The sequence below is a fragment of the Flavivirga aquatica genome (assembly GCF_001747085.1).
GTDB classification, from domain to species: domain Bacteria; phylum Bacteroidota; class Bacteroidia; order Flavobacteriales; family Flavobacteriaceae; genus Algibacter_C; species Algibacter_C aquatica.
In genome coordinates this window covers 488,773-506,296 of sequence record NZ_MDJD01000007.1, presented here as the reverse complement: position 1 = coordinate 506,296, position 17,524 = coordinate 488,773, and the positions used below count along the sequence as shown (strand labels likewise).

12 protein-coding genes are annotated in these 17,524 nt (G+C 30.6%); 9 read left to right on the top strand and 3 right to left on the bottom strand.

The features are described from left to right. The first annotated feature begins 8 nt into the window (after nucleotides 1–8). The 5 genes from A8C32_RS02780 to A8C32_RS02760 all read left to right on the top strand — a co-directional run bounded on the left by A8C32_RS02780 (nucleotide 9) and on the right by A8C32_RS02760 (nucleotide 2,865). Nucleotides 9–773 carry a sulfite exporter TauE/SafE family protein gene (locus A8C32_RS02780; protein ID WP_083253213.1) on the top strand — a complete coding sequence of 255 codons (765 nt, stop codon included), beginning with the start codon at nucleotides 9–11 and terminating at the stop codon, nucleotides 771–773. Nucleotides 774–876: 103 nt separating this feature from the next. Then, nucleotides 877–1,353, top strand: a complete 477-nt coding sequence (locus tag A8C32_RS02775) for a hypothetical protein (protein ID WP_069828920.1) — start codon at nucleotides 877–879, stop codon at nucleotides 1,351–1,353. An 83-nt stretch (nucleotides 1,354–1,436) separates the two neighbouring features. Beyond that, nucleotides 1,437–1,760 carry an ArsR/SmtB family transcription factor gene (locus A8C32_RS02770; protein WP_069828919.1) on the top strand — a complete coding sequence of 108 codons (324 nt, stop codon included), beginning with the start codon at nucleotides 1,437–1,439 and terminating at the stop codon, nucleotides 1,758–1,760. 33 nt (nucleotides 1,761–1,793) lie between these two features. Further along, entirely contained in the window at nucleotides 1,794–2,285 is a 492-nt protein-coding gene (locus tag A8C32_RS02765; RefSeq protein ID WP_069828918.1) for a DUF6428 family protein, read from the top strand. Between the two features lie 160 nt (nucleotides 2,286–2,445). Further along, entirely contained in the window at nucleotides 2,446–2,865 is a 420-nt protein-coding gene (locus tag A8C32_RS02760) for an arsenate reductase ArsC (protein WP_069828917.1), read from the top strand. Between the two features lie 92 nt (nucleotides 2,866–2,957). Here the strand turns inward: A8C32_RS02760 and A8C32_RS02755 are convergent, their stop codons facing one another. Then, nucleotides 2,958–3,317 carry a toxin-antitoxin system YwqK family antitoxin gene (locus tag A8C32_RS02755; protein ID WP_069828916.1) on the bottom strand — a complete coding sequence of 120 codons (360 nt, stop codon included), beginning with the start codon at nucleotides 3,315–3,317 and terminating at the stop codon, nucleotides 2,958–2,960. A 384-nt stretch (nucleotides 3,318–3,701) separates the two neighbouring features. Here A8C32_RS02755 and A8C32_RS02750 point away from each other — a divergent pair, with 384 nt between their 5' ends. From A8C32_RS02750 to A8C32_RS02735, 4 genes are all read left to right on the top strand, one after another. Beyond that, nucleotides 3,702–4,916 carry a porin gene (locus A8C32_RS02750; protein WP_069828915.1) on the top strand — a complete coding sequence of 405 codons (1,215 nt, stop codon included), beginning with the start codon at nucleotides 3,702–3,704 and terminating at the stop codon, nucleotides 4,914–4,916. A 71-nt stretch (nucleotides 4,917–4,987) separates the two neighbouring features. Next, the gene (locus tag A8C32_RS02745; RefSeq protein WP_069828914.1) at nucleotides 4,988–7,267 is read left to right on the top strand and encodes an inorganic phosphate transporter; all 2,280 of its coding nucleotides are present in this window, start codon (nucleotides 4,988–4,990) and stop codon (nucleotides 7,265–7,267) included. A 445-nt stretch (nucleotides 7,268–7,712) separates the two neighbouring features. Then, complete coding sequence (locus A8C32_RS02740) at nucleotides 7,713–10,460, top strand: T9SS type A sorting domain-containing protein (RefSeq protein WP_069828913.1); 2,748 nt, start codon at nucleotides 7,713–7,715, stop codon at nucleotides 10,458–10,460. Between the two features lie 245 nt (nucleotides 10,461–10,705). Beyond that, the gene (locus tag A8C32_RS02735; RefSeq protein WP_069828912.1) at nucleotides 10,706–13,438 is read left to right on the top strand and encodes a T9SS type A sorting domain-containing protein; all 2,733 of its coding nucleotides are present in this window, start codon (nucleotides 10,706–10,708) and stop codon (nucleotides 13,436–13,438) included. 164 nt (nucleotides 13,439–13,602) lie between these two features. Here A8C32_RS02735 and A8C32_RS02730 read toward each other — a convergent pair whose 3' ends face one another. Together A8C32_RS02730 and A8C32_RS02725 are read right to left on the bottom strand one after the other, a co-directional pair. Further along, entirely contained in the window at nucleotides 13,603–16,101 is a 2,499-nt protein-coding gene (locus A8C32_RS02730) for a ribonucleoside-diphosphate reductase subunit alpha (RefSeq protein ID WP_069828911.1), read from the bottom strand. 205 nt (nucleotides 16,102–16,306) lie between these two features. After that, on the bottom strand, nucleotides 16,307–17,287 hold the full coding sequence (locus tag A8C32_RS02725) for a ribonucleotide-diphosphate reductase subunit beta (RefSeq protein WP_069828910.1): 981 nt from the start codon (nucleotides 17,285–17,287) through the stop codon (nucleotides 16,307–16,309). Nucleotides 17,288–17,524 lie beyond the last annotated feature (237 nt).

Here is a 17,524-nt window from a genome sequence, read left to right as displayed (position 1 = left end):
CAACTTTATTGAATTACATAGAAATACTTCAGTCTTATAACCTATCAACAATACATTGGATAGCCATATCTTTTGCAGGTTTTTTACTAGGCTTATCAAAAGCAGGAATCAAAGGAATAGGCATTATTATAGTCATTATATTAGCCTTTGTTTTTGGAGAAAAAGCATCTACAGGTATTTTGCTACCTATGCTTATTATAGCAGATATTTTGGCAGTATTTTATTATAATAGACATACACAGTGGATTTACATAAAAAAGCTAATGCCTTCGATGGTAGTTGGTGTTTTAGTTGGAGTTTGGATAGGGAATGATATCTCTGCAATTATCTTCAAAAAAATGATGGCTGTAATTATAATAGTCTCTGTATTATTAATGTTTTATACAGAAAATAAAAAATCAGCAGACATTCCTAAAAATAAATTGTTTTCTTTAGTAGCAGGTTTTTTTGCAGGCTTTACAACCATGATAGGTAATTTAGCAGGACCTATAGCAAATATTTATTTTCTAGCAACGCGTTTACCCAAAAACGAGTTTATAGGTACAGTAGCATGGTTGTTTTTTATTATTAATATTTTCAAATTACCTTTTCATTTTTTTGTTTGGAAAACAATAACAAGAGAAACAATTTATTTAAACTCTATTCTAATTCCCGTACTCCTTTTAGGTTTTTTTATTGGCGTTTCAGTAATTAAATTAATCTCTAATGTAAATTACAGACGCTTTATTTTATTAGTAACAGCACTAGGAGGTATAATCATGCTGATTAAGTGATTCTGTAATTAATAGGGCTTGTGATATTATTAAGTGTTGAAAGTCATGTCGTTATAAGTTAATTTTTATTAATTTTATAATCTAATCAAAACTATAATATAATATGTCTGACGAAAAAAATTTAAGTGACGACCTAAACGATATGTTAGGGGACGCTAAAGAAGGAGCTAAAAAAGCAGCAGATAAAGCAGAGGAATTTGCAGATGAAGCAGCAGATAAAGCTAAAGAGTTTGCAGGGGAAGCCAAAGAAGCTGCTTCAGAATTTGTTGCAGATGCTAAAGAAGTCTTAAGTGATGGTAAAAATGTGGCCATAATTGCTCATTTCACCTTTATAGGATGGATTATAGCACTTATTATGAATAATAGTGATAAAACAGAATTAGGGTCCTTTTATATTAGACAAATGTTAGGTTTTTTGATTTTAGGTTTGATTGTTAGTTTCATTCCTTTTGTTAATCTTATTGGCTGGTTATTAATACTTGTTCTTTGGATTATGAGTTTAGTTGGTGCTTTAAGTGGAGAGAAGAAACCAGCATTTTTACTAGGAACTCAATTTCAAGAGTGGTTTAAATCGTTATAAATCTATATAAAGTCAAAATATACTGTTTTGACTTTTTTATTTAACATTGATATCGTAATATTGCAATATTAAAATGTGTTAATATGGGAGTAACAAAAACACAAATGTTTACAGAAGAGCAAAATGATTTAGCACAGTTTTTTAAAGTGTTAGGACATCCAGCTCGTGTAGCCATTCTACAATACATAAGTAAACAAAATACATGTATATGTAATGATCTGGTTGAAGAAATAGGTTTAGCTCAAGCCACAATATCTCAACACTTAAAAGAATTGAAAAGTATTGGCTTATTAAAAGGAGAAGTAGAAGGAAAAAGCATGTGCTATTGTATTAATGTAGAGCGTTGGAGTATTATCCAAAATCAATTAAATACATTTTTTAATACTACAAAATCAAATTGCTGCTAGAGCTGCTAGAGTTTAATAAATAAAACAAAAGAGATGAAAACACAAGAACTATTTAATGTATTAGAAGCACATAAAGACAAATCGCTTTTATTTGAATATGCACCAAATTTATTAGTTGGAGCCAATTATCACATTACTGAAGTAAAACATATTACTATTGATTCAGTTGATTGTGGAGCGCAAGAAAATTCTTGGAAAGAAACCGTTATTCAACTTTGGGAAAGTCCAAGCGAATTGGGTAAAACGGAATTTATGTCTAGCTATAAAGCGTTAGGAATTTTAAATAAGGTTGGTAAAATGAAATCATATGTATCCAATGCTGAGGTTAAATTTGAATACAGTAATACTAACTTCCATACCGCTCAATTATTTGTTAACGATTTTGAAATACGAGGTAATAACTTAATAGTTAAATTAGCTGTGGAAAAAACAGACTGTAAAGCCAAAGAACTTTGCGGTGTTCCAGAAGTTGTAGAAACAACATCTAGTAATGAAGTATGTACTCCTGGAGGAGGTTGTTGTTAGTTTGTGTTCTATTACTAGAAATATAGAATCTGTTAGTTTAATAATTTAAGTTTTACATTAACCAAATAATTTATTATTTCTGTGAAACTATAAATCTATTTAGAATAAAAATTAATTTATAACATTTTCGCTTTTGAGGAAATGAAAATAAAATTTTCAAATGAAGAACATATTAGTATTATGTACAGGGAATTCCTGTAGAAGTCAAATGGCACATGGGTATTTAAACCATTTTTTAGATAATAAAATAGCAAAAGTATATAGTGCAGGAATAGAAACTCATGGTTTAAATCCAGGAGCATTAGCTATTATGAAGGAAGATGGTCTTAACATAGATCACCATACCTCAAACCATGTAGACGAATATGCGACTGTAGATTTCGACTATATTGTTACGGTTTGCGATCATGCTAATGAAAACTGTCCGTACATTCCAAGTAAAAATGCTTTAAGATTGCATCATAATTTTTTCGATCCATCTAAAGTTGTTGGTACAGATGAAGAAAAACATGCAGCATTCTTAAAAGCTAGAGAAGAAATTAAAATTTATTTTAGAGACTTTGTTGAAGAATGTTTTTAATTTCTGTTTTTTTAATAAAATAAAAACTCCAAGAAATGTAGAGATAAATCTGCCATATACTTGGAGTTTTTATTTTTTATTAAGTATTCTAATTAGTTACTACTAGCAATAGGGTTTTTAAATTCCCAATCTTTTACACTTGCAATAGCATTAGAGTTGTAATCTACTTCTTTAAGAGTGGTTTCTTTCCAATAAAACCATTTGCCGACTTTTTGACCATTATCATAATTTGCAGAAATTACTTTTTTACCTTCTGTGTTAAAACTTAACCACTCACCTTGTAGTTTACCATCTGTTGTGTAAGCTCCTGTTTGGCTTACAGCACCATTGTCATGATAATAAACAACATCTATTAAGTTTGTGTCTTTATTAAATTTCAAAGTTCTCTCTTGCTGAGCAAAAGATACCACAGTAATTAAAAAGGCAAAAGTGAATAAAATTGATTTCTTCATAATTATGGGGGTTTTTAACATTATAATTCAAATATACGAATTAGATAACATTAAAACAACTTTTACGTAACATTAAATTAACATTAATAATGTATCAATCTTAATTTTAAGTATTTACATGTTGTTATTTAATATTAGTTGTTAATAATTATTTAATATTAGGGTTACGTTTAAATTAAGTTAATCCTTCAATTTTGCGGAGTCTTAAGACAAATAATTAGTATTTCATATAATCTATTAGTTTTTGTCGACTACATTATCATGATTTCTAATGAGGCTGCCAAAGGCCAAGGCAGCCTTTTATTGTTTTAAAATTAATCATTAGGAAACATTAAGTTAACATTGGTTTTGGTTATTAGCGGCGACAAAAACTAATAATACATAATGAAACTAAAAATCACACTAATAGTGATGGCTTTGTTTGTGCTATCTACTTTAAATGCACAAGAAGTTAAATCTACTAAATTTGGGAAAGGTCTTTTTAATATTATAGGACAAGATAGTTCTTGGTCCATGAAAGTGGGATTAAGAATGCAACTTCTAGGTACATCTACATGGGAAGAAGCTGGTAAAAACGAAGCTAGTTTTTTTGCTAGAAGAGCTAGATTAAAATTTGATGGTTATGCTTATAGCCCTAAGTTGAAATATAAAATAGAATTAGGTTTATCTAATAGAGACCTTTCTGGAGCTTCACCTTTTACTAGTAATGCACCAAGATATATTTTAGATGCTCAATTAAAATGGAATTTTTATAAAAACTTTGAAATATGGTTTGGTCAAGGAAAACTTCCTGGAAATAGAGAACGTGTTATTTCTTCTGCTAACTTGCAACAAGTAGATCGCTCTTTATTAAATAAGAGATTTACTATAGATCGTGATTTTGGTTTTCAATTAAGACATCATTTTAATCTTTCAGACAAATTTGTTGTAAAAGAAATATTTTCTTTAGCACAAGGAGAAGGTAGGAATGTAACGACAGGGAACATAGGAGGCCACCAATACACTGGACGTATTGAATTATTACCTTTTGGAAACTTTTCTAGTAAAGGCGATTATAAAGGATCTGATTTAAAAAGGGAAAAAACACCTAAATTAGCTTTAGGAGTAAGTTACGATCATAATAATAATGCTGTAAAGAACAGAAGTAATCAAGGGAATTATATGTATATTGATGGTACAGACGATGCTGGTCCTAAAGGACTTTTTTATGAAACTAACATCAATACATTATTTATAGATGCCATGTTTAAATACAAAGGATTTTCATTAATGGCTGAATACGCAGATAGAGATACCAAAGACCCTTTTGCTAAAAACTCAGATGGTACACTTACTGGAGATGTAGTAGAAGTCGGTAAAGGACTAAATATTCAAACAGGATATTTATTAAAGAAGGATTGGGAAGTTTCTGCGCGTTATACAAGTATTGAATTAGATAAGACTATTACTGGTGAAAACCTAGAAAGTCAATACACACTTGGTCTTTCTAAATATATTGTAGGGCATAGTTTGAAAGTTCAGACAGATATTAGTCACTTGGAAGTCGATGGCGGTGACAATGAATTGATGTATAGGTTACAATTTGATATACATTTTTAAAACATAACATTTAGATAACACTTTATATCCCGATAGTCATGATATTTGCAAACTTTTTACAATTAAATACTATGGATAATATTTATTTATACATGCTCATAGCCATTACAATTTTAGCTGTTGCTGATATTGTAGTAGGCGTTAGTAATGATGCTATCAACTTTTTAAACTCAGCAATTGGGTCTAAGGCGATATCAATGAAAACAATTATGATTGTTGCCAGTTTAGGGATCTTTATAGGAGCTGTCTATTCTAGTGGTTTAATGGAGGTAGCTAGAAAAGGAATTTTTGTTCCAGCTCAATTTAGTTTTCATGAAATTATGCTCATATTCATGGCAGTAATGATAACGGATATCCTATTATTGGACTTTTTTAATACTATTGGCTTACCAACATCTACAACAGTTTCTATTGTTTTTAATTTATTAGGAGCAGCAGTAGTAATGGCTCTAATTAAAATAAGTGCTACAGATGCTGAAACTTTTGCAGATTTAGGAAATTATATAAATACAAAAAAAGCCATAGAAATTATTAGTGGAATATTACTATCTGTTGTTATAGCTTTTAGTGTAGGTGCCATAGTACAATGGTTTTCTCGTTTAATTTTCACATTTCATTACGAAAATAAAATTAAAAATTTCGGAGCTATTTTTGGAGGTATTGCTTTAACAGCAATTCTTTACTTTATATTTATGAAAGGTCTTAAAGGTACGCCTTATTATAAAAATTTAAAGGGTATAATAGTTGGTAATGAACTTTTCATTATTGCAGGAGGTTTTATAATGTTTACATTACTTTCTTATGCTTTTCAAAAAGTGACACAAAAAAGTATCCTTATTGTTGTTATTATTGTTGGAACATTTGGGTTGGCTCTTGCATTTTCTGGAAATGATTTAGTAAACTTTATTGGTGTTCCTATGGCAGCATATCATTCATATGAAGCTTGGGTAGGTTCAGGAATAAACCCCACTACCTTTACTATGGAGGTATTGGATAAAAAAATGCCAGCAGAACCTTTTTTACTATTCATCGCAGGAGCTATAATGGTTGTAACACTATGGTTTTCTAAAAAAGCTAAAACAGTTGCAGAAACTGAACTTAGCTTATCTAGGCAAGGTGATACACATGAAAAATTTAAACCGAATTTACTTTCTAGAAGTATAGTAAAAGCAACAACTTGGTTGTCTAATAATATAGGAGGTGTTATGCCAGAAGCAATGCAAGCTAAAATAGACATAAGTTTTCAAAAAGTAGATACAGTTGTATTAACTAAAGATCAAAGTATAGATGCGCCAGCATTTGATATGATTAGAGCTTCTGTTAATTTAATGGTAGCAGGAGTATTAATATCTATAGCGACAGCTATGAAATTACCTTTATCAACAACATATGTAACATTTATGGTTGCCATGGGAACATCTTTAGCAGATAGAGCTTGGGGAGCAGAAAGTGCAGTTTATAGAGTTGCAGGAGTACTTAATGTTATTGCTGGATGGTTTGGTACTGCATTAGGAGCTTTTATAGCAGCAGGTGTTGTAGTGTTTTTAGTTAACTGGCACCCAGCAGTGATGACACCTGTATTATTGTTACTTACTGTGGTTTTATTAACAAGAAATTATCTTTCTCATAAAAAGAAATCTACAACAACTAAAGATGAAGATAGCTTAACTAAAGCAGAAAGTAGTTCTGTACAAGGAGTTATTCATGAGAGTGCTAATAATATTGTGAACGTTGTGAAACGAGGTCATAAAATTTATTCTAACACTATAACGGGTTTAGCGAAACAAGATTTAGTCTTATTAAAAAAGAATAAAAAGAATATCGTGAAGTTATCTGATGAAGTTGAAGATTTACGTGATAATATTTTTTACTTTATAAAAAACCTAGATGAATCAAGTGTTGGAGCGAGTAATTTTTATATTAATATATTAGGCTATTTGCAGGATATGACACAATCGTTAGAGTATATTTCTAAAGTAAGTCATAAACACGTAAATAACAATCATAAAAAATTAAAGTTCAATCAAATTAAAGAACTTAAACAAGTAGAAGACGCTCTTGACAGGCTGTTTAGTACTACTAAAGCTGCCTTTGATTCAAAATCATTTGAACAAATTGGAGCGGTATTAAATAACAAAGATGAGGTGTTCAATTTAGTTACAGAGAAAATTCAGAAGCAAGTTGAACGAACTAGAACAGAGGAGTCTAGTCCAAAAAATACAACTTTATATTTTGGTATTTTATTAGAAACAAAAGATTTATTAACAGCAACAATGAATCTTTTAGAGGAGTATCATAGCGCACATGATAGCTCAGTAAAACCTGCAAAAATATCAGCAGAAGAAGAGTAGCTAACTAACAACTTTTTATATAATAGAAAAGCACCCAACTTTGGGTGCTTTTTTCGTTTATACTTTACTTATTTTGTTCATAAAATAAGTTTTTATAGGATTATTTTAAAAAAAAGGACATGGTTTTAAAGTGCTCATTATAATTAGGTTGCGTGTTAAAAACTGAATATTTGTTATATTAAACTTAAAATTTTAAAGCATAATATAAACCAATTAAGGGATCTATAACGTATATTTTTTGAGGGTTTTTCTTTTATATGTTATTTTTTATTCTTACATATAATTTATTTAGTAAGGTAATACTTATTCTTGTGTTGTTGAATTATTGTTTTTTGACCTTTCTATAATTAATTTTAGAGTAATGGATAAAACTAATTTTTGTAGTTCGTTAAAACTGTAAATCTGTAATAGAAAACCCTCATTTATCTATAAAAAATCTATTAAAATGAAAAAAAAACCTACAAAAATGTTATTAAAAAAAAGGTATTTCTTACTTGTATTTCTACTGGTAAGTTCTACTACTTTTTCGCAAACAAAATTTTACCAAGGATTATTAAACCAAACAGCTTGGGATAATTTAATAACAGAGATTAACACAAAAACAAAAACATTAAAGAGTAAAATTGCAGAAGCCGAAACAGCAAATTTGGAATCTAGTTATGCTAGAGGTTCTATTGTAAGCGTTAGAGAATTTGTTGTTTATGCTACTAAGGATAGAGAAAAAGCTGCAAGCTTACAAACGATATACGAAACTAGTAATGCGTTTAGAGGGTTTAATCGAAACTTTGAAAGTCAGTTAGTACTGGAAGGAATTTCTGGAGCTCCCGATTATTCCCTTTTTCATCCATATCAACAATTATATGACTGCATTAATATTTTGGATTTTGCAATAGCAGAAATTCAAGACCAGTTGGATGGCAATATTATATTATCAAAAACACTAGATTTTACTGCACCAGGAAAGCCTCGATTAGCTAAAGACGCTAGTTATTATACTAAAGGACGTAATGTTATTTTTCCAAGTACATTTTGGTCTATGCCAGATGAGGCCGATTTAATGGAAACAAATGGTTATTTAGGAGAAACTTTCAATTCACCACAAAATACGGAAAGACCAGGTGTAACTAGATCAAGTTATGCTAGAGCTAGAGCAAGAAGTTTATCTAAACAGATAGCAAATAATCAAACACCTACACAGGTTCATTATACACATACAAAACTCCCTGCGTATATGAGGACAGACTATCCTGGTATTGGAGATCATCCAAGGGCTTTTGTGCATTATGATATTGATCATCCAGAGATAACAAACTTAAATAGAAGTATGATAAGTACTTTTAATCCAGGAATAGTTGCAGCAGCAGCAGGAAGCCCTCTAATTTATGTTTTATCTAATGAGCCCCATTGGAATATTGCTAAAGGAGAGCCTCAAGCGAGCCTAGGTGTATCAAATCATACTATGAATGCGTATGTTGAACATTTGAAAGCTGAATATAAGAATATTAACAGATTAAACAGAGTATATAATTCTTTTAATGGGAATAAGAATTTTACCAATTTTAATCAGTTAAAGACAGAATACACTATTCCTTTAGATAGAAAGGTATGGCAAGGAACGCCAATTTGGTACGATTGGTTACGTTTTAATATGAACAGGTCAAATAGATGGCATAAGAACTTAAAAACAATTACAAGAGAAAGTCATGCGGCAGCCAAAATTTCTATAAAAATTTTAGGTAGAGAAGTAGAAGATCCTAGAAGAGATGGAGGTATAGATGTTGAAACTCTAATGGATATGCAAGACGTTATTGGCTTTGATGCTCAAGTAGTGCCTAATGAAACCCATGGACGTAATAATAGAAAATATTCAGAGTGGTTAAACAGGTATATTATGGATTGGAGAGAGCAAACTATAATGCTTGACTTTGCCAAATCTTTACACCCTAACAAGCCTACATTCGATTCTGAGTGGCATGCTATTTCTAGTAATGCTTGGGATAATTTTAGATTAGATCGAGGTTATGTACGCTCTTCACTTTGGTTAGCATTCTCTAATGGTATGAGTGTTCTTAATTGCTGGTGGTGGTATAGAGAACATGAAGATAGAACGACTAGAAATGGACCTGTTTTTAAAGGTGATTTAGAAGGGAAAGCATTAGGTGATGGAAATATTATGTTTTCACCACAACATCAAGCAGTATCTTTTGATACTTTTGGTAGAACGATGAAAGAAATTAATGCTCATAGTAATACTGTGGCTTCTTTAATTCCTGCCGAACGTGATGTATTAATTTATTACAGTAATGAAGCTGCTATACAAGATTATGAGTATGCTGGACAAATGTCCGATGTTTACGAAGCTTTAAAATTATTAAATGTTAAAGTTGGTTTTACAACCCCTAGTAAAATTAATTCTTTAGGATATAAACCTAAGAGTATAATAATTCCACCAACATTATATAGTCTTGATTCGACTATTGATTCATTAGCTACGTATAAAGCAAATAACCCTTCAGTAGATATGCTACAAGTTCGTAGAATAGGTAATGGTGTTGAGAACTTTGGAAAAGATGAAAAAGGAACACCAGATGCGTCGAGGGATATTAGTTTTATTAATAAATCAATATTTTTTGATGCTAATATTAATAGTTTAATAAATAGATTAAGAGCTAAATTAGTATTACCAACACCACCAGTTAATATTACTTTACCAGGCACAACAAAAAAAGCTTTTGGTGTATTTGCTTCTAAAGGTAACACAGCTAGTGGAAAAGAAGTGATTTCATTAATTAATGTAAGCTTAAACGATAGGGAAATTAAATTACCTGATTCATCAAACTATATTAATCTTCTTGATGGTAAAGTTATAAATTCAACTCATGTTATGAAGCCTTATGATGTATTGTTATTAGAAAAAGTAAGAGTAGGTTCTTTATTAGGTATTGATGATTCTAAAGTTATCGAAAAAACGTATTCAATATATCCAATTCCAGCTAAAAATAGTTTAAATATTGTTAATGATATTACTGGAAAATATACTATTTATAATGTTAATGGAGCTATTATAAAATCTGTAAGCTCTAAAGAAAAATCATTCCAAATAAATGTGGATAATTTAAGTAGCGGAGTTTATTTCCTTGAACTTCCTACTAATGAAGGAAAACAAGTAGAAACTATTATAATTTCAAACTAAGTTATAAGGATTTTATTATTTCTTAATAAATTAAATGCCGACTTAAGACATGTCTTAAGCCGGCATTTTGCTTTTAACTTATCAAATGATTTTTTATGAAGTTGCATTATATTTCAGTAAATTGTTAGTTTTTGTGATTTTAATGACTAATTGATAGTTATATTTGAATATTTAGTTTGTTTTTTATTAAAATTATAAACTTTTAACAAAAAAAACTTTCGTGTTTGTATTAAATCTATTTTAAAATGAAACAAAAATCTAAACTAATACTATTTAAAAAATTGTGCTTTCTATTAGTGTTTTTACTAATAAGTTCTACTACTTTTTCGCAAACAAAATTTTACCAAGGATTATTAAATCAAACAGCTTGGGATGATTTAATAACAGAAATTAATACAAAAACAGTAACATTAAATACAAAAATAATCGAAGCAGAAACAGCAAATTTAGAGTCTAGTTATGCTAAAGGTTCTATTGTTAGTGTTAGTGAATTTGTTATTTATGCTACTAGAGATAGAGAAAAAGCCGCAACTTTGCAAACAATTTATGAAGGTAATGGATTTAGAGGGTTTAATAATAATTTTGAAAGTCAGTTGGTAATAGAGGGTATTTCAGGATCGCCAGATTACTCCCTTTTTCATCCATATCAACAATTACAGGATTGCATTAATATTTTAGATTTTGCTATAGCTGAAATTCAAGATCAAATAGATGGAAACATTACTTTGCCAGAAACTTTAGATTTTAGTACATCAGGACATCCTCAATTAGCTACAGATGCTAGTTATTATACTAAAGGTGGTGACGTTATTTTTCCAAGCACATTTTGGACTATGCCAGATGAAGATGATTTAATGGAAACTATTGGTTATTTAGGAGAAACTTTTAACTCTCCAGCAAATACGCAGAGTCCAGGTATTACTAGACCTAATTATGCTAATTCAAGAGCAAATACGCTATCAAGGCAAGTGTCAAATAATCAAACGCCTACACAGGTTCATTATACACATACTAGACTTCCTACTTATATGACGACGGCTTATCCTGGTATTGGAGACCATCCAAGAGCATTTGTACATTATGATATTGATCACCCAGAAATTACAAATTTAAATCGAAGTATGATAAGTACTTTTAATCCACAAATAGTAAGTGCAGCAGCCGGTAGTCCTTTAATTTATGTATTATCTAATGAGCCGCATTGGAATATTGCAGAAGGAGAATCTCAAGCAAATTTGGGAGTATCAAACAATACTATGGATGCGTATGTAGATCATTTGGAAACTGAATATGGTAATGATATTAGTGTATTAAATACCGTATATAACCCTTTTAATGGCAATGAGAATTTTACCAGTTTTGATGATTTAAAGACAGAATATACAATTCCTTTAAATAGAAATATTTGGCAAGGAACACCAATTTGGTATGATTGGTTACGCTTTAATATGAATAGGTCTAATAGATGGCATAAGAACTTAAAAACAATTACAAGAGAAAGCGATGCTAATGCCAATATATCAATAAAAATTTTAGGTAGAGAAGTAGAAGACCCTAGAAGAGATGGAGGTATAGATTTAGAGGGCTTAATGGATATGCAAGAAGTTATAGGTTTTGATGTTCAGGTAGTACCTAATGAAACACATGGTCGAAACAATCGTTTTTATAGAGGGTGGTTAAGTCAATATATTATGGACTGGAGAGAGCAATCCATAATGTTAGATTTTTCCAAATCCTTATACCCAAATAAACCTACGTTCGATTCCGAATGGCATGGTATCTCTAGTAATGCATGGGATAATTTTAGATTAGATCGTGGTTATGTACGTTCTTCTCTTTGGTTAGCTTTTACCAATGGTATGAGTGTTATTAATTGTTGGTGGTGGTACAGAGAGCATCTGGATAGAGGCGCGACTATCAAAAAAGGTGATTTGGAAGGTAAAACAGGAGGTGTTGGGAATATTATGTTTTCACCGCAACATCAAGCTGTTTCGTTTGATACTTTTGGTAGAACAATGAAAGAAATAAATGCTCAAAGTAATACAGTAGCTTCTTTAGTTCCGGCAGAACGTGATGTGTTAATTTATTACAGTAATGAAGCCGCTATACAAGACTTTTTATATGCACAACAAATGTCTGATATATACGAAGCTCTAAAATTATTGAATATAAAAGTAGGGTTTACTACGCCAAGTAAAATAAACAATTTAGGATACTCTCCTAGTGCAATTGTTATACCTCCAACACTATTTAGTTTAGATTCTAGTATTGATGCTTTAAATACTTATAATAGTAATAATCCTTCTGTAGATATATTGCAAGTTAATAGATTTAGTGGTCCATCTAGTTTTAGTAAGGATGAAAAAGGAACAGATGATGTTTCAAGAGATTTAAGCTTTGCTAATAAAACAGTAACTTTTACATCTAATATTAGTACTTTGATTAATCGTTTGAGAAGTAACTTGGTGTTTCCAACACCAGCTATCGATATAGATATTACAGAGCCAGGAACTACTACCGAAGCTTTTGGTGTATTTGCTTCGTACGGTAATGCTCCCAATGGAAAAGATGCTGTATCGCTAGTTAATGTAAGTTTAAGTGACAGAGAAATTAAATTACCAAGTTCTGTAAACTATGTAAATTTAATTGATGGAAGAGCAATTAGTTCAACTCATGTTATGAAACCCTATGATGTTTTATTACTAACAGAAGATACTTTTTTAAGTATAAATGATACTAATGATGTTGTTAAAACATATTCAATATATCCAAACCCTGCTAACGATGTTTTAAATATTGTCAATAAAATTACTGGAAGGTATATTATTTACAATGTTACTGGAGCTGTTATAAAATCTATAGATTCTAAAGAAAAATCATTTCAAATTAATGTTGATAATTTAAGTGCAGGAGTTTATTTTATTGAACTTCCTACTAATAAAGGGAAACAAGTAGAAACTATTATAATCTCAAATTAAGTCTATATAGCTTAAGTCTATATAGCCTAATTGTTTCATAATAAAAACAACTATTTATTATAAAAAAAAGCATCTCGAAAGAGATGCTTTTATAACACTTAATTTAAATCTTTCTCAAACTCCTTGAGGGAAAGAACCGAGAAAAATTTGTAAGTGAATGTTTATTAAGATCCGCACATTAAACAATCATCACCTTCTCCTGCTTTTGCTTGTGCAATAAGCACTTTCATTTCCTCAGGAGTCATAGGTTTAACTTCTTCTTCAGAAAGCGTGTTTTGTTTGGCAAATTTAACAGCATTTTTAGCAGCTACTTCTTGTTTTTTCTGTGCTTCTTTTTCTTTTTGCAACTTAGCATTATTAACTTCGACTATTTCTACAGGTGGTTCTTCTTTTTTAGAAGTCTTTAAAGTAAATTTAATAGCATCAACAGCACTCTTAGTACGCAAATAATACATGCCAGTTTTTAAACCACTTTTCCAAGCGTAGAAATGCATTGATGTTAATTTAGCCATGGTAGCGCCTTCTAAAAATAAATTAAGCGATTGTGATTGATCTATAAAATAACCTCGTTGACGAGACATGTCTATAATATCTTTCATACTTAACTCCCAAACTGTTTTATAAAGATCTTTAATATCTTGAGGAATAATGTCAATAGCTTGAATAGAACCATTAGCTCTCATGATATCTTGTTTTAAGCTCTCATTCCATAAACCAAGTTCAACTAAATCTTCTAATAAATGTTTGTTTACTACAATAAACTCACCAGATAATACACGACGGGTATAAATATTAGATGTGTAAGGTTCAAAACATTCATTATTTCCAAGAATTTGTGATGTAGATGCTGTAGGCATTGGAGCTACTAATAGCGAATTACGCACCCCGTTTTTAAGTACTTGTTTACGTAATTTACTCCAATCCCAATTTCCACTTAAATCTTCATCTTTTATGCCCCATAGGTTATGTTGAAACTCCCCTTTACTTATTGGAGAACCTTCATATGTTTCGTATGGACCATCAACTTTAGCTTCTTCCATACTCGCTGTTACAGCAGCATAATAAAGTGTTTCAAAAATATCTGTATTTAATTTTTTAGCAGCATCACTTGTAAAAGGCATACGTAATTGTATAAACGTATCAGCTAATCCTTGCACACCTAAACCTATTGGTCTGTGGCGTACATTGGAGGTTTTTGCTTCTTTTACAGGATAATAATTTCTATCAATAACTCTATTTAAGTTCTTAGTAACACGCTTAGTAATACGGAATAGTTCTTTATGATCAAACGTACCATTTTTAATAAACATTGGTAAAGCAATAGAAGCTAAATTACAAACAGCAACTTCTTCTGGAGATGTATACTCCATAATTTCAGTACATAAATTTGAAGAACGAATAGTTCCTAAATTTTTCTGATTTGATTTACGGTTAGCAGCATCTTTATAAAGCATGTACGGAGTACCCGTTTCAATTTGAGATTCTAATATTTTTTCCCAAAGTTCACGTGCTTTTATTGTTTTACGACCTTTTCCTTCTGCCTCATATCTCAAATATAAAGCTTCAAACTCTTCGCTATGCACTTCGTCCATTCCAGGACATTCATTAGGACACATTAAGGTCCATTCCCCATTTTCTTCAACACGTTTCATAAATAAATCTGAAATCCACATCGCGTAAAATAAATCACGCGCACGCATTTCTTCTTTACCATGATTTTTCTTTAAATCTAGGAAGTCAAAAATATCAGCATGCCAAGTTTCTAAATAAATAGCAAAACTTCCTTTACGTTTACCTCCTCCTTGATCTACATAACGTGCAGTGTCATTAAATACTCGAAGCATTGGTACGATACCATTACTAGTACCATTTGTTCCTGCAATATAACTACCAGTAGCTCTTACATTGTGCATAGCCAAACCTATACCTCCTGCAGATTGCGAGATCTTAGCAGTTTGTTTTAGTGTATCATAAATTCCATCAATACTATCTTCTTTCATAGTTAAAAGAAAACATGATGACATTTGTGGTTTAGGTGTACCTGCGTTAAATAATGTTGGTGTAGCGTGTGTAAAGTATTTTTTAGACATGAGCTCATAAGTTTCTATAGCTGCATCTAAATCATTTAAATGAATTCCTATAGAAACACGCATAAGCATATGTTGTGGACGTTCTGCAATTTTACCATTTAGTTTTAAAAGGTAAGAACGTTCTAAGGTTTTAAAACCAAAATAGTCATAACCAAAATCACGATTATATATAATAGTAGAATCTATACGTTCTTTATTATTCATGATAACCTCATATACATCATCTGCTAAAAGCGGAGCTTCTTTGCCAGTTCTTGGGTTAACATATTTGTGTAGATCTTCCATGACGTCGCTAAACGTCTTCTTTGTATTTTTATGTAAGTTAGAAACAGAAATACGTGCTGCTAAACGTGCATAATCTGGATGAGCTGTTGTCATCGTTGCAGCAACTTCTGCAGCAAGATTATCAAGTTCACTAGTTGTTACACCGTCATACAAGCCTTCAATAACACGCATTGCTACTTTTAGTGGATCAACTAATTTGTTTAATCCATAGCATAATTTTCTCACTCTTGCAGTGATTTTGTCGAACATAATCTGTTCTTTTCTACCGTCTCTTTTTACTACATACATTGTTTTACACGTTTTTAGCTTTCCTGATACACCTTCAGGAAAATGGTTAACTAGTTAGTCCAAATTTTGCATCTAACTATTGTTAGACAAAATTTAGTTACTACAATTAATTCAATAAATGGTAATTAGTTTAATTTTCCATTCAATGGAAATGTCATTTTAATTGATTTTCCAAAAAAGAAATCTTTGGAAAGAAAGGGATCAATTAAAAATCGGCGTCAAAACTGAATTTATCATCATCATCTTCTTTGTTAAGAACACCTGCTTTTTGATATTCGGACACACGTTTTTCAAAGAAATTAGTTTTTCCTTGTAATGAGATCATGTCCATGAAATCAAATGGATTTGCTGTGTTATATTCTTTTTCACAGTCAAGTTCACTTAACAAGCGATCTGTCACAAATTCTAAATATTGTGACATAAGAACAGCATTCATTCCTATTAAACTAGCTGGTAATGATTCTGTTATAAATTCACGTTCTATATCTAAAGCGTCCACTAATATTTCTCTAATACGAGATTTTGGAACTTTATTTATTAGATGTTTGTTGTGTAGATGTACAGCAAAGTCACAGTGTACACCTTCATCACGAGATATTAATTCATTAGAAAACGTTAGACCTGGCATTAATCCTCTTTTCTTTAACCAGAAAATAGAACAAAATGCACCAGAAAAGAAAATCCCTTCTACAGCAGCAAACGCAATTAAACGCTCTGCAAAACTTGGAGAATCAATCCACTTTAAAGCCCAATCAGCCTTTTTCTTAATGGCTGGAAAGTTTTCTATAGCATTAAAGAGTAGGTCTTTTTCTTTTTCGTCTTTTACGTAAGTATCTATTAATAGCGAATAAGTCTCACTATGGATATTCTCCATCATTATTTGAAATCCATAAAAGAACTTTGCTTCACTATATTGTACTTCATTTACAAAATTTTCAGCTAAATTTTCATTTACAATACCATCACTAGCAGCAAAAAATGCTAAAATGTGCTTGATAAAATAGCGTTCATCATCATTTAATTTTGTTGCCCAATCTGTAAGATCTTGATGTAAATCAATTTCTTCAGCAGTCCAAAAACTAGCTTCAGATTTTTTATACCATTCCCAAATATCATGATGCTGAATTGGAAAAATAACAAAACGATCTTTGTTTTTTTGAAGAATGGGTTCTATAGACTGAGACATTGTTGTTTTAGATTTTTTAAAAATTTGACGAAAAATTTATTTCGATTTGGGTTAACAAAGATTCAAAAATGTAGCCATAAAAGAAAGGTATAGTTATAAACATTGTCAACAAGTTTTTAACAAAACATTGTAATTTTCTCACTTTTTTTGTTTTTTCTTACTTGATTTTAGTTTTTTGTAAATCAGTTATTTAGGTTGTAAAATCTTTCTTAAGTACTATGAAATATAGAATTCTAG